15 protein-coding genes and 2 pseudogenes are annotated in these 16757 nt (G+C 67.7%); 16 read left to right on the forward strand and 1 reads right to left on the reverse strand.

Going from position 1 to position 16757, the window contains the following annotated elements:
• From BM228_RS27870 to BM228_RS27930, 13 genes and pseudogenes are all read left to right on the forward strand, one after another.
• Positions 1 to 301, forward strand: a 301-nt coding sequence (locus BM228_RS27870) for a transposase (RefSeq protein WP_208612111.1), incomplete at its 5' end; no start/stop codon positions are given.
• Between the two features lie 387 nt (positions 302 to 688).
• Positions 689 to 1870 carry a baeRF11 domain-containing protein gene (locus BM228_RS27875; protein ID WP_092045771.1) on the forward strand — a complete coding sequence of 394 codons (1182 nt, stop codon included), beginning with the start codon at positions 689 to 691 and terminating at the stop codon, positions 1868 to 1870.
• A 210-nt stretch (positions 1871 to 2080) separates the two neighbouring features.
• Positions 2081 to 3292 (forward strand): annotated as a pseudogene (locus BM228_RS27880) (alkene reductase).
• A 404-nt stretch (positions 3293 to 3696) separates the two neighbouring features.
• A complete protein-coding gene (locus BM228_RS27885) occupies positions 3697 to 4203 on the forward strand; it encodes a PRC-barrel domain-containing protein (RefSeq protein WP_244537343.1) in 507 nt (168 codons plus the stop codon).
• Positions 4204 to 4397: 194 nt separating this feature from the next.
• A complete protein-coding gene (locus BM228_RS27890; protein WP_092045775.1) occupies positions 4398 to 4658 on the forward strand; it encodes a co-chaperone GroES in 261 nt (86 codons plus the stop codon).
• 83 nt (positions 4659 to 4741) lie between these two features.
• Complete coding sequence (gene groL / locus BM228_RS27895; protein ID WP_092045777.1) at positions 4742 to 6388, forward strand: chaperonin GroEL; 1647 nt, start codon at positions 4742 to 4744, stop codon at positions 6386 to 6388.
• A gap of 77 nt (positions 6389 to 6465) precedes the next feature.
• Entirely contained in the window at positions 6466 to 7161 is a 696-nt protein-coding gene (locus tag BM228_RS27900; protein ID WP_092045779.1) for a TMEM175 family protein, read from the forward strand.
• A 124-nt stretch (positions 7162 to 7285) separates the two neighbouring features.
• Positions 7286 to 7522 (forward strand): annotated as a pseudogene (locus BM228_RS27905) (Lrp/AsnC ligand binding domain-containing protein); the annotation flags it as partial.
• Between the two features lie 13 nt (positions 7523 to 7535).
• Positions 7536 to 8777: an amidohydrolase family protein gene (locus BM228_RS27910; protein WP_092045781.1), complete on the forward strand. Its 1242-nt coding sequence runs from the start codon at positions 7536 to 7538 to the stop codon at positions 8775 to 8777.
• Positions 8774 to 9685 carry a LysR family transcriptional regulator gene (locus tag BM228_RS27915; RefSeq protein WP_092045783.1) on the forward strand — a complete coding sequence of 304 codons (912 nt, stop codon included), beginning with the start codon at positions 8774 to 8776 and terminating at the stop codon, positions 9683 to 9685. The genes BM228_RS27910 and BM228_RS27915 overlap by 4 nt, the downstream gene beginning before the upstream one ends.
• 101 nt (positions 9686 to 9786) lie before the next feature.
• Complete coding sequence (locus tag BM228_RS27920; RefSeq protein WP_092045785.1) at positions 9787 to 10671, forward strand: NAD(P)-dependent oxidoreductase; 885 nt, start codon at positions 9787 to 9789, stop codon at positions 10669 to 10671.
• Positions 10671 to 12209, forward strand: a complete 1539-nt coding sequence (locus BM228_RS27925; RefSeq protein ID WP_092045787.1) for an aldehyde dehydrogenase family protein — start codon at positions 10671 to 10673, stop codon at positions 12207 to 12209. Before BM228_RS27920 ends, BM228_RS27925 begins: the two co-directional genes overlap by 1 nt.
• 72 nt (positions 12210 to 12281) lie before the next feature.
• On the forward strand, positions 12282 to 13643 hold the full coding sequence (locus BM228_RS27930; RefSeq protein ID WP_092045789.1) for a DUF3100 domain-containing protein: 1362 nt from the start codon (positions 12282 to 12284) through the stop codon (positions 13641 to 13643).
• 190 nt (positions 13644 to 13833) lie between these two features.
• Here the strand turns inward: BM228_RS27930 and BM228_RS27935 are convergent, their stop codons facing one another.
• On the reverse strand, positions 13834 to 14457 hold the full coding sequence (locus BM228_RS27935) for a helix-turn-helix domain-containing protein (protein ID WP_092045791.1): 624 nt from the start codon (positions 14455 to 14457) through the stop codon (positions 13834 to 13836).
• 139 nt (positions 14458 to 14596) lie between these two features.
• On the opposite strand from BM228_RS27935, the gene BM228_RS27940 reads away from it, so the two are divergent.
• Genes BM228_RS27940 through BM228_RS27950 form a run of 3 tightly spaced genes read left to right on the forward strand, consistent with a single transcriptional unit; the run spans position 14597 to position 16757 of the window.
• Positions 14597 to 15370 (forward strand): ABC transporter substrate-binding protein, encoded by a 774-nt coding sequence (locus BM228_RS27940; protein ID WP_092045829.1) that lies wholly within the window; start codon positions 14597 to 14599, stop codon positions 15368 to 15370.
• Positions 15371 to 15375: 5 nt separating this feature from the next.
• Complete coding sequence (locus BM228_RS27945; RefSeq protein WP_092045827.1) at positions 15376 to 16029, forward strand: amino acid ABC transporter permease; 654 nt, start codon at positions 15376 to 15378, stop codon at positions 16027 to 16029.
• Positions 16026 to 16757 carry an amino acid ABC transporter ATP-binding protein gene (locus BM228_RS27950; protein WP_092045793.1) on the forward strand — a complete coding sequence of 244 codons (732 nt, stop codon included), beginning with the start codon at positions 16026 to 16028 and terminating at the stop codon, positions 16755 to 16757. The genes BM228_RS27945 and BM228_RS27950 overlap by 4 nt, the downstream gene beginning before the upstream one ends.

The following is a 16757-nucleotide window of genomic DNA, read 5'->3' on the forward strand; positions in this document are numbered from 1 at the left end:
GCTGCGCCACGGCGACACCGTAATCCTCGACAACCTACAGGCCCACAAAGTGGCCGGCGTGCGCCAGGCGATCGAGGCGGTGGGGGCGCGGGCCCTCTACCTTCCGCCCTACAGTCCCGACTTCAACCCCATCGAGCAAATCTTCGCCAAGTTGAAGCATCTGTTGCGAACCGCGGTCGCCCGCACCGTGCCCGCCCTCTGGGCGGCCATCCGCGATGCCTGCACCGGATTCACACCAGACGAGTGCCGTCACTGTCTCACAACCGCCGGTTACGAACACGACTTGGCCGTCGCTACATAAGCGGGCACGGCTCTAGTCACGAGTTCCGCGCTCTCTACGGACCGCAAAATGAGAGGCCACTCCACCGCGTTCGAGACCAGGCGGAACACCTTCGCTGGGGAAGCCACCAGCATCCTGCTCGCATGGATCTGCATGGTTCACCCCGGGAGAGCGTGATGAGGCAGTGCGCCGCCAAGGCCATCCTCGTCGCCGGGAACGATGAGACGGACCTTCTCGTCATGTCCCTGATGAGCGTCAGCAAATGGACACGCGAGGCCCCCCGGACCCGGGATCGCCTGGGGACTGACGCCCGTCAGGGCGATCCCGGCAATAGCCTGCTTAGGTAGCGGAGCCCTGCCTCGCACGGCCTGAAGCCGCCGAGGTCCGAGCCGCTGAGGCTATTGCGCGATGATGCACATCGACATCCCCGATTTGCAGGAATTCAGGGCGCTCGCGACGGCGCGAGGCGAAGTGTTCGTGTCGCTTTATCTGCCGACCTCGCCCCTGCACCCGGACGCCAACCGCATCGCATTCAAGGATGTCGCCAAGGATGCCATTTCGCAGTTGCGCGAAGCCGCCGTCTCGAAACGCATCATCGAGTCCTTCGAACGGCAGTCCGGAGCTCTGTCGGGCCGAATCCAGGAGGGCCTGGATGACAACAAGTACCGGCTCAGCGGCGCGAATACGCTCGCATCGGTGGAAGAGTTCTGGAAATCGCAGGCGCACGGTCTTGGGGTGCTGGCGCGGCCAGAGACGAAGTCCATGCATACGTACCGCTTACCGATCCGGCCGAAGCCTCTCGCCGAGGTCGCCGACCGGTTCCACCTCGCTCCGCTGATCCGGACCATGACATCTCCGCTGGAGATTTTCGTTCTCGCGATTTCGGAAGGCGGAGCTCGACTTCTCCACGTGGTCGTGAACATGCCGCCAGCGCGGGTCCCTGTTGCCCACGTCTCTGAGAATCCTGCGGAGACCCTTGACCGGCCCTCGCTTCACATACGGGCCCCGCGCCGCCGCCTTCAGAACCTCGAGGGTGAGAAAATTCTCGAAGCGCAGTATGCGCGAAAGGTGGACCGTGCGGTTGGGGAAGCGCTTGCGGGTCGCTCGACACCGATGGTCCTGGCCGCGGCGGAACCCATGCTCAGCATCTTTCGCGAAGTGAACACGTATCCGCATCTTATCGCGGAAGTCATCGAGGGCAGTCCGGACCACCGCAGTGACGCGCAGCTCGGCGACGCCGCACTCCCCATCCTAGACCGCCTCTACCGGAACGAAGTGAAAGGCATCCTCGACCTCTATGATGAGTTGAAGCCCCATCGGGCCACCAGCGACGTCTCCCATGCGGCCCATGCCGCGACAGCTGCAGCTATCGACCGGCTCGTTGTCGATCTCGATCGCGTGATCCCAGGCGTCGTCAGCGATATCGACGGCAGCGTGACGTATTCCGTATCCGACGACGCCGAAACCTATTCAGTTCTCGATGAAGTGGCCCGGCGTGCTCTCTGCACCGACGCCCGGGTAGTGTGCGCAAGGAGCGAGGAGATGCCTGCAGGGCACGCCCTGGCGGCGATCCTGCGTTACGCTTTCTGAGGCGCCACGACACCGTGTGTCCGGCGCGCTTCACGCCCGCGAACCGCTCAAAGTTCGCCCGACGCTGACGGCCATCAGGACCTGCGGTGGCGCCGCCGTGCCTATGTTCGGAGTGCGAGCGGGTAGCCCGCCGCGTGCGGTGTGCTTCCAGATCGCGTGACACGGGCGGCCTGGCCATGCGGGCTGGAATGCGTCCGAAGGAGGCACTCCATGGAAGACACGGCGACCCTCTCGCGAAAGCGCGGCCCGGCGCAATTCTTGGCTACGGACGTGCTGTTCCAGCCCTACCGGCTGGGCCCTCTCGATCTTCCGCATCGCATCGTCATGGCACCCCTCACGCGTTCGCGCGCGCGATTGCCGGGTAACGTGCCGGGTGCCCTTACGGCTTGCTACTACGCGCAGCGCGATTCCGCGGCGCTCATCGTGGGCTAGGCGACACAGATCTCGATGCAGGGGCAGGGTTATGCCTGGACGCCCGGCATCCACAGCAGCGAGCAGGTTGAGGCTTGGCGCCGCGTCACCAAAGCCGTGCACGAGGCCGGCGGTCGCATCGTCTGCCAGTTGTGGCATGTCGGTCGGATCTCGCATCCGGGGCTGCAGCCCGACAACATGCTTCCCGTCGCCCCATCCGCGACCATTCCGCAGGGCAAGGCCTTCATCGAGAACGAGCGGGGTGAAGGGGCGCTCGTCCCCTTCGTCCGACCGCGTGCCCTGACCCTCGAAGACATGCCCTATATTGTGGCGCAGTACGAGCGCGCGGCGAAAAACGCCCAGTCCGTGGACTTCGATGGGATCGAGATCCATGCCGCGAACGGCTATCTGCTCGACCAGTTCATAGAAAGCAGCACGAACGGTCGTTCCGACACGTATGGCGGTTCCGTGGAGAACAGGACGCGACTGCTCCTGGAAGTTGCCGAGGCGCTCTCTCGGATCTGGGGACCCGACCGTATCGGCGTCCGGATCTCGCCACTCGGCAAGATGAACGAGATCAGCGACGACGACCCGGAGGCCACCTTCGGCTACCTCGTCGAGCGGCTTGCCGAATTCGGCTTCGCCTATCTCCACTTGGTCAACCCGGGCATAGCGCAGATGCAGAAAGGGGCTCCTCCCGATCAGCGGTCCCTCGCGTTCGTCAAACTGATCCTCAAAAGGTTCAAGGGGGCGCTGATCGCCGCCGGAGGTTTCGACGTGAAAACCGCCGCGCAATGGATCCGCGAGGGAAGGGCCGACCTCATCGCGTTCGGCCGCAAGTTCATCGCGAATCCCGACCTGCCGGAGAGGTTGCGCGCCGGCGCCCCGCTCAACGCCGACGACCCGACCACCTACTATGGCGGCGGCGAGAAGGGCTACACGGATTATCCGTGTCTGGCGCAGGACCGCGGCGAACAGCCCGGTGCGTGTGTCGATCAGAGCTTGCGATGACTCGCCGAGGGCAGTCGACCGTGCCTCAAAAGGTATCGTCGCTGCAGGTTTCACGGCGCTCGGCAGCAATGAGGCGAGGAACCGCGCCGGCTGCCGTTCTCCGAGCGCCATGAAGAAGCCAGGGCTGTCCTTGAGTCGGTGGTTCGTCGGCGAAGGGCGCCGTGCAGGGGCGCCGGCAGAGTGTCGCCGCATGTCCGACCGCGTCCGCCGCAGAGAACGTGAGCGCCCAAAGTCCGCCGACGCCAGGTCTTGACCACGCGATCACCAATCGCTCGCGCGTCTGACGCGGATCAATGTGCAACGTCAATTTCGGGGGCAGAACTTCGGGCGAAGTGGCTGTCCGCGGCAACGGTCACTGATTCGGTCGAACGCCGTGTTCAGCGCCCTTGCCGAGGAGTGTTCTCATGCGCCCTTATCGCCACCTCCGACCTGACGCAGCTCGGCAGGAAACCCTAGCCAACGACGCCGGTCACCAAGCTTCTCGGCTTCCCGGTTCGGGTCGAGCCGGCCAGGCGCGCCTTCCAGTCATTGCGATGCTCGTGGTGGGAGCCGTGTTTGCAGGAGGTATCGCGAAGGTCGGGGTCGCCGTACCGGCTTTGTCCCAGGTCGTCCGCCTCCTGAGCGTAGACGTAAAAGAAGTCGCAAAGGGCTGGCGCACGACGAAACTGCACGGCAGCGCCGTCGTCAATGACAAGGATGAGAAGATCGGCACCATCGACGACATGATCATCGGGAAGGATAAGGTCTTATTTGTCGTCATACAGGTCGGAGGATTCCTGGGGTTGGGCGGTCATCTGATCGCAACGCCCTTCGATCAATTGAAACTCGATGACGAGAATGGAAAGGTCGTGCTGCCTGGCGCCAGCAAGGACGAGTTGAGGAAATTGCCGGAGTTTCGCTACTTGACGTAATGCGTCGTGGCGCAACGCCTGATTGAAGCCAACTGGTGACGCCGGCTCTCCTTGCGACGAAGAAGCGAGATGCAGACAAGCTGAATCGCAATTGGATTGCACGGGGGAGGCCAGTGAGAGCGCGCTAAGCAGTGCTCGGACGGACAAATTCAGCACACAGCGATAGCCGAACCGACGCATTAAGGACGCTGACGATGAAATTCCGTCCGCTGCACGACCGGGTCGTCCTCAGGCGCATCAGTGCCGAGGAGAAGACCAAAGGCGGCATCATCATCCCCGATGTAGCGATAGAGAAGCCCCAGGAGGGTGAAATCATCGCCGTCGGTCCGGGTATACGCGATGATAAAGGAGATATCATGGCGCTCGACGTCAAGGCTGGCGACAGAGTTATTTTCGGGAAGTGGCCCGGCACTGAAATGGTTGTTGATGGCGAAGATGTCTTGGTTATAAAATAGACCGATATCATGGGCATTATAGAATATTAGACCGAGCCTCCCTGTGAGAATAAGATAGAAAATTTGGTTTATGGAGCAGAGTCATGGCTGCTAAGGAAGTCAAGTTTTCCGTCACGGCCCGCGAGAAGATGCTCCGCGGCGTCGACATCCTCGCCGACGCGGTGAAGGTGACGCTGGGTCCGAAGGGCCGCAACGTCGTGATCGAGAAGTCCTTTGGCGCCCCGCGCATCACCAAGGACGGCGTCACCGTCGCCAAGGAGATTGAGCTCGCCGACAAGTTCGAGAACATGGGCGCCCAGATGGTGCGCGAAGTGGCGTCAAAAACCAACGACGTCGCCGGTGACGGCACCACCACGGCCACCATTCTGGCTCAGGCGATCGTGCGCGAGGGCACCAAGTACATGGCCGCCGGCATCAACCCGATGGACCTCAAGCGCGGCATCGATTTCGCGACGCAGGCCGTCGTCGGCGATTTGAAGAAGAGCGCACGCAAGGTCACCAAGAACGATGAGATTGCGCAGATCGGCACGGTTTCGGCCAACGGCGATCGTGAGATCGGCGAGATGATCGCCCACGCCATGCAGAAGGTGGGCAACGAGGGCGTCATCACGGTCGAGGAGGCCAAGACCGCCGAGACCGAGCTCGACGTGGTCGAAGGCCTGCAGTTCGACCGCGGCTATATTTCACCCTACTTCGTCACCAACGCGGAGAAGATGGTCGCCGAGCTGGAAGACCCCTACATCCTGATTCACGAGAAGAAGCTCTCCTCGCTCCAGGCCATGCTGCCGGTGCTCGAGGTCGTGGTCCAGACCGGCAAGCCGCTGCTGATCATCGCCGAGGACATCGAGGGTGAGGCCTTGGCCACGCTCGTGGTGAACAAGCTGCGCGGCGGCCTGAAGGTCGCGGCCGTGAAGGCGCCGGGCTTCGGTGACCGCCGCAAGGCGATGCTGGAAGACATCGCGATCCTGACCAAGGGCCAGATGATCGCCGAGGATCTGGGCATCAAGCTCGAGAACGTGACGCTGCCGATGCTCGGCCGGGCCAAGCGCGTGCGGATCGAAAGGGAGACCACCACGATCATCGACGGCGTCGGCGAGAAGTCCGACATCGAGGGCCGGATCGCCCAGATCAAGGCGCAGATCGAGGAGACCACCTCGGACTACGACCGTGAGAAGCTGCAGGAGCGTCTGGCCAAGCTCGCGGGCGGCGTCGCGGTGATCCGCGTCGGCGGTTTGACCGAGGTCGAGGTGAAGGAGAAGAGGGACCGGGTGGAGGATGCACTCTACGCCACCCGCGCGGCGGTCGAGGAAGGCATCGTCCCCGGCGGCGGCGTGGCGCTGCTCCGGGCAAAGGAGGTGGCCCGCAGCCTGAAGACCGAAAACAACGACGTGCAATCCGGCATCAAGATCGTGCTGAAGGCCCTTGAGGCCCCGATCCGCCAGATTGCCGAGAACGCGGGCGTCGAGGGCTCGATCGTGGTCGGCCAGGTCATGGACAGCAAGGCGCCGACATTCGGCTTCGACGCCCAGACCGAAGAGTACGTCGACATGATCCAAGCCGGGATCGTCGATCCCGTCAAGGTCGTACGCACCGCCCTCCAGGATGCGGCCTCCGTCGCCGGCCTCCTCGTCACCACCGAGGCGATGATCGCCCAGGTGCCCATCAAGGACCCGCCGCCACCCATGCCCGGCGGGGGCATGGGTGGCGGAATGGGTGGGATGGACTTCTGATGCTGCTCGGCCACAAATTTCCTATGGGCTCGCTCGCTCTCGATGCAGGGGCGTGAGTCGTTGGCGAGGAGCCTGCCATGACTGATGCCGCAGAGGCGATTGCCGAGGCTATCCCGCGGCCCGAGGAAGAGCCGCCGCCCGCTCGCATCGAGGCGTTCAGCGATGGTGTTTTCGCCATCATCATCACCTTGCTGGTGCTCGATCTCCGCGTCCCGCGGGAGGAGGCACTGGGTGGTCAGTCCCTCGATGCCGCGCTGATGCGGCAATGGCCGCTCTACGCGGCCTATGTCCTCAGCTTCCTGCAGGTGGGCGTGGTCTGGTCCAACCACCACACGATGTTCCACTATATTCGCCGCAGCGACCACGTGCTGCTGGTCCTAAATCTGCTGCTTCTGCTCTGCGTCGCTGTTCTTCCCTTCACGACCGCGATGCTCGCGGAATATGCCCGCGCCGGGCATGCGGAGCGACAGCTCGCTGCCATGGTCTACAGTGGGGCGCTCTGCGCCGCAGGGCTCTTCTTCAGCGCGATGTGGCAGCATGCACTGCGCGCCGGCCTTGTCTCCGCGCGCGCTGACCAGCACCGCTTGCAGTCGCTGCGCTTCCATTGGATGCTCGTGCCGCTGCTTTACGGGCTCGCCTTCGTAATTGCCTGGGTTGATGCCCGCCTCAGCATCGTGATCTACATCGTCCTGCTGGTCTATTATGCGCTGCCCGGACCGTCGGTCGTGCGTTGGCAGACGCGCCGAGGGGCAAGGCTAGCCGCCCTGAGGTAGGCTTCGGTTGAACCCAGGGGCCACGTTCCGACGCCGGCATTCAGGCAGACGAGGCTGAGCTGCGCCGGCGCAACACTGGTTCGGCGGGCTTCGCCGTAGGGTGTGGGATACGGCGCTACCCCGTTCCCGCCAGACCGAGGATTACCTCAACCGGTCCGAGGCGGCCGTCCGGCGCTGTCCCGAGGTGCAGGATTGCTATCTGATGACAGGGACGGCCGATTACCTCGTGAAGCTCAAGGTGATCGACGCAGCCGACTAAGAGCGGCTGCACAAGGAGGTCCTGTCGCGGCTGCCGGGGGTCGCCCGGTTGCAATCGAGCTTCGCCATCCAGACCGTCGTGGCCGCCGGCCGGCCGCTCTGAAGGGAGCCACGCCATGACGACGATCGCCGAACCAGGCGCGGACGCCCCCTGCGACCTGCGCCTCACCAACGCCGCGCTCGTCGACGGCCGACGGGCGTCCATCGATATCCTCGGCGACCGCGTGGTGGCGCTGCGCGACCCCGACGCGCCGCTGCCACCGGCCGGCCGCACGATCGATCTCGGCGGCACCCTGGTGCTGCCGGGCCTGTCGGACGGGCACGTCCACCTCGACAAGTGCCTGCTCGGCCTCCCGTGGCGCCCGCACGCGGCTGCAGGGTCCGTCCGCGCGATCATCGACGACGAGAAGGCGTTCCGCCGGGCCACGCGGATCCCGCTCGCCGAGCAGGGCGCCGAGGCGCTGCTCGAACGCATGCTCCGCGGCGGCACGACGAGCCTGCGGACCCATGTCGACATCGACGATGCCACGCGCCTCGACCACCTTGCCCAGATCCTCGACCTGCGGGCACGCTGGGCCGACCGGCTGCAGATCCAGATCGTCGCCTTCCCACAGAGCGGAATCCTGGGCTGCCCGCCGGTCGCGGGCGATCTGGACGCGGCCCTCCGGTTGGGCGCGGACCTCGTCGGCGGCCTCGACCCCGTCGGCATCGACGGCGACCGCGACGGTCACCTGGACATCGTCTTCGCCCTCGCCGAGCGGCACGGCCGGGGGATCGACATCCATCTCCACGAGGGCGGCGCGGCCGGCCTTGACACGATTGCAGCGATTGCGGCCCGCACGGTGACGGCCGGGCTCGGCGGGCAGGTCACGATCAGCCACGCCTTCGCCCTTGCAGAGGCCGACGACCTCGAGCTCGGCCGGATCGCGGAGGCCCTGAACCGGGCCGGCGTCGCGATCCTCAGCAGCATCCCCGGCGGGGCCCGATGCCCGCCGATCCCGCGGCTGCGGGCCCTCGGCGTCCCGGTCTGCTTCGGCACCGACAACGTCCGCGACTGCTGGAACCCCGCGACGGTCACCAGCATGATCGCCCGCGCCCAGCTCGCCGCCTACCGGTTCGACCTGCGCGGCGATGCAGATCTCGCGGCGCTGCTGGCGCCGATCACCGTCGTGCCGGCGCGGGTGCTCGGCCTCGGCCCGGGCGTGGTCGCGCCCGGCGCGCGGGCCGACCTGATCGCTTTCGCGGCTGGCGGGGTGCCGCAGGTGATCGTGGAGCGCCAGGAGCCTGTGCTCGTCGTGGTGCGGGGCGCCGTCGCGATCGACCGGCGCACAGCCGCGGCCGGGGAGCCGCCGTCGTGAACGACCGCGCGCTCCGCTATCTGCTGGCCGTCGTGCGCGCGGGCTCGGTCAGGGCGGCCGCCGACGTTTTGAACGTCGCCGCCTCGGCGGTGAGCCGGCAGATCATCGAGCTGGAGGCGCAGGTCGGCGAGACCCTGCTCGAGCGCCTGCCGCGGGGCGTGGTCCCTACCGAGGCCGGCCGTCTGGTCGCCGCGCACGCGCAGCGGCAGGCCGACGAGGCGGCGCTGCTGGAGGACCAGCTGAAGCGCCTGCGCGGGGTCCAGCGGGGCACGATCAGCCTGCGCTGCGGCGCTGGCTTCCTGATCGACCTCCTCGACAACGCGCTCGCCGGGTTCGCGCAGGATCATCCGGGCATCGCCTATCAGGTCGAGATCGGCACCACCGATGGGATCCTCGCGGCGATCGCCAGGGGCGAGGCCGATATCGGTCTCATCTACAACCCGCCCGCGCATCCGGATGTCCGCGGCGTCGTCTCGGCCCGGCAGCCGCTGCTCGCCGTCCTGCCGAAGGGGCACCCCCTTGCCGACGGGGCAGCGCCGGTTCCGCTGCGCAGCTTCGCCACCGAGCCGACCGCCCTCCTGCCGCCCGACCACGGCGTGCGGCAGTTGATCGGCCGCGTCGAGGCCGATGGCGGGTTCCGGCTGGTGCCGCGGCTGGAGACCGCCTCGTTCGAGCTGCACCGCCGCTTTGTGATGGCGGCCATGGGGGTGGCCTTCCTGCCCCGCTTCGTGGTCGCGGCCGAGCTGCGGGCCGACCTCCTCGACGCGGTGCCGCTGCGCGACAGTATCCTCTCGGAGGCGAGCGCCCACCTCGTCATCCGAGCCGGGCGACGGTTGCCCGAGGGCGCGGCGCGCCTGCTCGGCTGGCTGGCCGACCACATGGTGGCGTTTCGTCCGCCACCGGCCTGACACGATCGTGCTGGATTTCCGCACGCTACGTGCAAAAATCCATGATTGTGGCAACGCTCATTTGCCGAGATCCTCCTTCCCTACGGTGAGGACGGATCGGCATGACCATCGCAACGGTAGGGGTCGTCGGGCTCGGAAATATGGGTCTGGGCATGGCCGCGACCCTGGCCCGCAAGGGCTTCGCGGTCCTCGGTTACGACCTCAGTCCGGCCCGGCGCCCCGCAGCCGAGGCGGCCGGGATTACGGTCCTCGACGCCCTCCACGACGTGCTGCGCCAAGCCGACGCCCTGGTCTTCTCGCTGCCGCTGGCGCGGGACGTCGAGGCGGTCGTCACCGCCGAGGGCGGCCTCCTGTCTTGGACCGACCGGAAGGTGGTCATCGTGGATACCTCGACCTCGGATCCCGGCACGACCCGGCGCCTCGCCGAGCGCCTCGCCGCGGCCGGTCACGCGCTCCTCGACGCCCCGGTGAGCGGAGGCCCGTCCGGCGCCGCCGAAGGCACCCTGACCATGATGGTCGGCGGGGCGGAGGCGGATTACGAACTGGCCCGGCCGGTCCTGGAGGCGATGTCGGCGCGCGCGCCGCATGTCGGTCCGTCGGGGGCCGGCAACATCATTAAGCTGGTCAACAACCTGCTGGTCGCGGCGCATCTCGTCACCACCGGCGAGGCCCTGCGGCTGTCCGAGGCGGCCGGCCTCTCGGCCGAAGAGGCCGTCAAGGTCGTCAACACCGCCACCGGCCGCAGCGCGATCAGCGAGGTCATGGTCCCGCGCTGGGTCCAGTCCGGCACCTTCGACAGCGGCTTCTCGGCCGGCCTGATGCGCAAGGACGTGCGCCTCGCGCTCGAGCTCGCCGCCGAATGCGGCATCGACCTGCCGCTCTCCGCCGCGGTGAAGCGGATCTGGCAGGCCGCGCAGGACACCATTCCCGACACGGCCGACTTCACCCGCATGGCCGATTACCGCGATCGCAAGGGAGCCCACTGATGTCCGGGATGCCGCACTCGCCCGCCGCCGACCGGGTCGCCGCCCTTCTGGCCGACCTGTTGCCGGGCGGCCGCATCGGCAGCGTCGTGGCCGGCGAGATCCTCGACGGGACCGGGGCCGCCCTCGATCTGGTCAACCCCGCGGATGGCGGCGTGCTGGCACGCTTCGCCGATGCCGGGCCGTCGGTGATCGAGGCCGCCATGGCGGCGGCGCGGGACGCCCAGCGCGCGTGGTGGGGCCTGAGTGCCGCCGCCCGCGGCCGGGCACTATGGGCGGTGGCCGCCCTGGTCCGGCAGCACGCCGGCGCGCTCGCCGAGCTGGAGACCCTCTCGGCCGGCAAACCGATCCGCGACACGCGCGGCGAGGTCGCCAAGGTCGCCGAGATGTTCGAGTACTATGCCGGCTGGTGCGACAAGCTCCACGGCGAGGTCATCCCGGTCCCGACCTCGCACCTGAACTACACCCGCCACGAGCCCTTCGGCACCGTGGTGCAGATCACCCCCTGGAACGCGCCGATCTTCACCGCCGGCTGGCAGATCGCCCCGGCCCTCTGCGCCGGCAACGCCGTGGTGCTGAAGCCCTCCGAGCTGACGCCGCTGACCTCGCTGGCGCTGGGCCTGCTCTGCGACCGCGCCGAGGGGATGCCGCGCGGCCTCGTCTCGGTGCTCGCCGGCGCCGGCCCGACCACCGGGGCGGCGGCGGTGGCCCATCCCCACACGCGCCTCGTGGTGTTCGTCGGCTCGGCCGAGGCCGGGGCGCAGATCGCCGCCGCGGCGGCCCGCAACATCGTGCCGAGCGTGCTCGAACTCGGCGGCAAGTCGGCCAACATCGTGTTCGCCGATGCCGATCTCGACCGGGCGCTGATCGGCGCGCAGGCCGCGATCTTCGGCGGCGCCGGCCAGAGCTGCGTGGCCGGCTCCCGGCTCCTCGTGCACCGCTCGATCCACGCATCCTTCGTCGAGCGCCTGTCCCACGCCGCCGCGCGCATCCCGGTCGGTGCGCCGACCGACCCGGCGACGCAGATCGGACCGATCAACAACCGGCGTCAGCGCGACAAGATCGCCGACATGGTCGAGGCCGCCGCGGGTGCCGGCGCGACCATCGCGGCGGGCGGGGCCTGCCCCCCGGACCTGCGGGACACGGGGGGCTTCTACTACGGCCCGACCATCGTCGATGGCGTGGCGCCGGACGCCGCGATCGCCCGGGAGGAGGTGTTCGGCCCGGTCCTGACGGTCCTGCCGTTCGAGAGCGAGGCGGAGGCGGTCGCACTGGCCAACGGCACGCCCTACGGCCTCGCCGGCGCGGTCTGGACCGGCGATGGCGGGCGCGGCCACCGGGTCGCGGCGGCGCTCCGGGCCGGGACGGTCTGGGTCAACGGCTACAAGACGATCAACGTGGCCTCGCCGTTCGGCGGCTTCGGCCGATCGGGCTTCGGCCGCTCCTCCGGCCGCGAGGCGCTGATGGCCTACACCCAGACCAAGAGCGTCTGGGTCGAGACCGCCGCCGAGCCGGCGGTGACCTTCGGCTACGTGGGCTGAAGCCTCCCGCGCGCCAGGCATCGGATCAACCGACGGGACCGGCGGGCCGGGCAGCAGGCAGAAAGGACGACGATGGCGGGCGAACTCTCTGCGGCGGATGCGCGGCCGGGCGCGCCACCCGTCTCGGGCGGCGGGAAGCTGACGCTGTTCCTCCTCGCCCTCGTCATCGTCGTCATCGCTGAGGCGATCGGCAACGTCAGCATCCCGGTTGGTGCCGGCAAGATCGTGCTGCTCCCGCTGCTCTGGGCCCTGCTCCTCGGCGGGGCGCTGGGGCTGATGAGCCCGCGCCTCCCGGCGCCGCTGCGGCTGTCGGGCGCCCTGCAGAATGCGGCCTCCGCCTTTCTCCAGCCCGCGCTGCTGATCTTCATCGCCAAGCTCGGCCTGCTCGTCGGCGGGTCGCTGCCGAAGCTTCTCGCCTCGGGCTGGGCCCTGGCCTTCCAGGAATTCGGCCACTTCTTCGGGACGATGGTGTTCGGTCTGCCGGCCGCGCTCCTGCTCGGCATCAAGCGCGAGGCGATCGGCGCGACCTTCTCGGTCGGCCGCGAGCCGAGCCTCGCCATCATCGGCGAGCGCTACGGCATGAATTCGCCGGAGGGCCGCGGCGTGCTGGCCGAGTACTTGACCGGCACGGTCTTCGGCGCGGTGTTCATCGCCCTGCTGGCCGGGCTGATCGCCAGCCTGAAGATCTTCGACCCGCTGGCCCTGGCGATGGGGGCCGGCGTCGGCTCCGGCAGCATGATGGCCGCCGCCTCGGGGGCGATCGCGGCCCAGCAGACGCCTGAGATCGCCAGGGACGTCGCCACCTTCGCGGCGGCCAGCAATCTCGTCACCACGACGATCGGCACGTACTTCACCCTGTTCCTTTCGCTGCCCTTCACGATCTGGGCCTACGGCAAGCTGGAGCCGATCCTCGGCCGCAACCGGCCGGACGCCGCCCGTCCAGCGGTCGACCCACAGGCGGCCGAGCCGGTCCATCAGGAGGTGCGGATCGGCCTCGGCGAGACCGTACTCGCCTGGATCCTGATCGGGGCCTACGGTCTCATCGGCAACTGGCTGACCTACGGCGTCGTCCCCGACGCGCAGGTCGTCGCCGGGATGGCGATCATCATCGGCACTGTCCTGGCCGGATGGGGCCTGTACCTGCTCCTCGGCCAGCGCCTGCCCGTCGTCCTCTGGGTCTCGATCATCGGCATGGCGCTGACCTATCCCGGCACGCCCTACGCCGCTGAGATCGCCGCCCTGACCGGCAAGCTCAACTTCCTGGCGCTGGCCACGCCGATCCTGACCTTCGCGGGTCTCTCGGTCGCCAAGGACGTGCCCGCGTTCCGCAGCCTCGGCTGGCGGATCGTCGTGGTCTCCTTCCTGGCCAATGCCGGGACGTTCCTCGGCGCGGTGCTGATCGCGCAGTTCTTCATGCACGCGCCGCCGGGGTGAGCCGCCACGCCGACCGGCATAGGGTCGCGTGGGTGATCGCGGCGCGCGCTCCTGCGTCGAACCGCGATCCATCTCGGCGAAGGGCACCCCGGCGCATCATTTCGAAAGGCGGTCGCCGGTCTTCGGTAAAAGACGATGCCAAGAGCGCGACCTAGAACCTCGTTCCGGGTCCGGTGCCCGGAACGATGCGCTATCTGACCTTGGCTTGAGCAGGCCCGAGGACGTTGACCCAGAGCACGATGGACTGGCCGCGCGGGTCGGGATTGCTGAAGCGATGCGGCCGCCGGCTCTCGAAGCGGAAGCTGTCACCTTCCGCCAGCTGGAGCGTGCGCGCCTCGACGACCAGGGTCAGCCTTCCCTTGAGGACAAGGCCGGCCTCCTCGCCTTCATGACTGAACGACTCGTCGCCCGTGCTGGCGCCAGGTTTCAGGACCATGTGGAACAGGCTCATGCCCTGTGTCCCGTCGGGCGGCGTCAGAAGCTGCTTGGTGATGCCGGCACGCCAGAGCTGCAGCTCGGGTCGATCCTTCCGGAACACGACGATCGGATCCGGATCGGGCTCGTCCAGGGTGGGTTCGAACAGGCCTCCGATCCCGATCTGCAGCGTGTCCGCGAGGAGCGCCAGCACGCGCAGCGACGGCGAGGACAGGCCCCGCTCGACCTGGCTGATGAAGCCGATCGACAGGCCCGTGCTGGAGGCCATCGCCTCCAGCGAGAGGCCGCGCGCGCGCCGAAGGCCGCGCAGGCGCTGCCCCACGGCCCTGTCCACCGGTTCCGGGCCCATCGCGTCGCCTCGGGGGATGCTCACCGACACACCAGCCTGCCTCTCGTCCGATTCTTCATGCACGTGAAATATGCTTGCGTCCACTGAAGGAACATGCGGTATTCTTCACGAATGTGAAATCGGGTACGGCGATCGCCGTAAAGCCCGGCCACCTGATGGGAGCGGCATGATGAGAAGACGGTTGGCCAGTCTGTGTCTGTCGTCGGCCCTGCTTCTCGGGTTGCTGGGGCATGCGGGCAGCGCCCAGCCGCTGCGGGTCGGCGCGACGCCGACAGGCCTGCCATTCACCTTCCTCGACACCAAGACCAGCAGCATCCAGGGGGTGATGGTCGACCTCGTCAACGCGGTCGGCAAGGAGGCGGGCTTCACGGTGGCGGTGGAGCCGCTGCAATTCTCGACGCTGATCCCGGCGCTCACCGCCTCGAAGATCGACATCATCTCGGCGGCGATGTTCATCACACCCCAGCGCCAGGAGGTGGTGGCCTTCTCGGCGCCGGTCTACAGCTACGGCGAGGGCCTGATCGTCCCGAAGGCCGACACCCGGGATTACACCGCCTTCGCCGACCTGAAGGGCGAGATCGTCGGGGCCCAGGTCGGCACCGCCTTCGTCGAGCCGCTGAAGAAATCGGGTCTCTTCGGCGAGGTGAAGATCTACGACACGATCCCCGACATCATCCGCGACGTGAATGCCGGGCGGCTGAAGGCCGGCTTCGCCGACGCGCCGATCCTCGCCTACTACGTCAAGCAGGGCGTGTTCCCCGGCGTGCGCCTGGTCGAGACCTTCAAGCCGACCGTCGTCGCCTCGGTGGGCCTCAGCGTGCGCAAGACCGACGCCGCGCTGCTCACCAGGATCGACGCGGCACTCGCCAAGCTGAAGGCGGACGGGACGCTTCAGGCGATCCTCACCAAGTGGGGCCTGCCGCCCTCGGCCGACCGGTCCTGAGCGGCATGCGCGAGTTCCTCGCCGACGCGCAGGATTATCTGCCGATCCTGCTGCAGGGCGTGCAGCTCACGGTTCTGATCACCCTCGCCTCGCTGGTGGTCTCGACGCTGCTGGGCCTCGTCTGGGCGATGCTGCGGGTCTCCGGCATCGCGATCCTCGCCGGCTTCAGCGCGGTGATGATCAACATCCTGCGCGGCATCCCGATCATCGTGCAGCTGTTCTACATCTACTTCGTCATGCCCGATTTCGGCCTGTCGCTGACGGCCGTCCAGGCGGCGATCATCGGGCTCGGCATCGCCTACTCGGCCTATCAGGCCGAGAATTTCCGCGCCGGCATCGAGGCGGTCGACCGCGGGCAGGTCGAGGCTGCGCTGTCGATCGGCATGGGCTGGAGCATGACCATGCGGCGGGTGATCCTGCCGCAGGCGATCCGGATCGCGCTGCCGCCTTACGGCAACATCATGATCATGATGCTCAAGGACTCGTCCCAGGCCTCGACCATCACGGTCGCGGAACTCGCCCTCCAGGGCAAGCTGATCGCGTCCTCCACCTTCAAGAACACCAGCGTCTACACGATGGTGGCGCTGATGTACCTGGCGCTCAGCCTGCCGCTGATCCTGCTGGTCCGTCATTTCGAGGCCAAGGGTCGGCACCGATGATCGTCCTTGAGGATGTCCGCAAGCATTACGGCGCGCTGGAGGTGATCAAGGGTGTCTCCGCCGAAGTCGCCAAGGGCGAGGTGGTGTGCATCATCGGGCCGTCGGGTTCCGGCAAATCGACCCTTCTCCGCTGCATCAACGGGCTCGAAGCCTATGACGGCGGGCAGATCCGCGTCGACGGGCAGCGGGTCGACCGGGATGCGCGCAGCATCAAGGCGATCCGCACGCGGGTCTCGATGGTGTTCCAGCGCTTCAACCTGTTCGCCAACCGCACCGCCCTTGAGAACGTCGTCGAGGGGCCGATCCACGTGAAGGGCGAGCCGCGTGCGGAGGCCGAGGAGCGGGCGGGCGCCCTGCTCGCGCGGGTCGGGCTCTCCGGCAAGGAGCACGCCCGGCCGGACCAGCTTTCCGGCGGTCAGCAGCAGCGCGTCGCGATCGCGCGGGCGCTCGCCATGCGGCCCGAGGCGATCCTGTTCGACGAGCCGACCTCGGCGCTCGATCCCGAGCTCGTCGGCGACGTCCTGCGGGTGATGCGCGGGCTCGCCGACGAGGGCATGACCATGCTCGTCGTGACCCACGAGATCGGCTTCGCCCGCGAGGTGGCCGACCGGGTCCTGTTCCTCGACGGAGGCCGCCTCGTCGAGCAGGGGCCGGCCGCCGAGGTCCTGAACCGTCCGCAGAACCCCCGCACGCAGGACTTCCTGCAGCGCGTGCTGCATCCGCTGTAG

Origin of the sequence: Methylobacterium pseudosasicola (genome assembly GCF_900114535.1) — a bacterium.
Lineage (GTDB): Bacteria > Pseudomonadota > Alphaproteobacteria > Rhizobiales > Beijerinckiaceae > Methylobacterium > Methylobacterium pseudosasicola.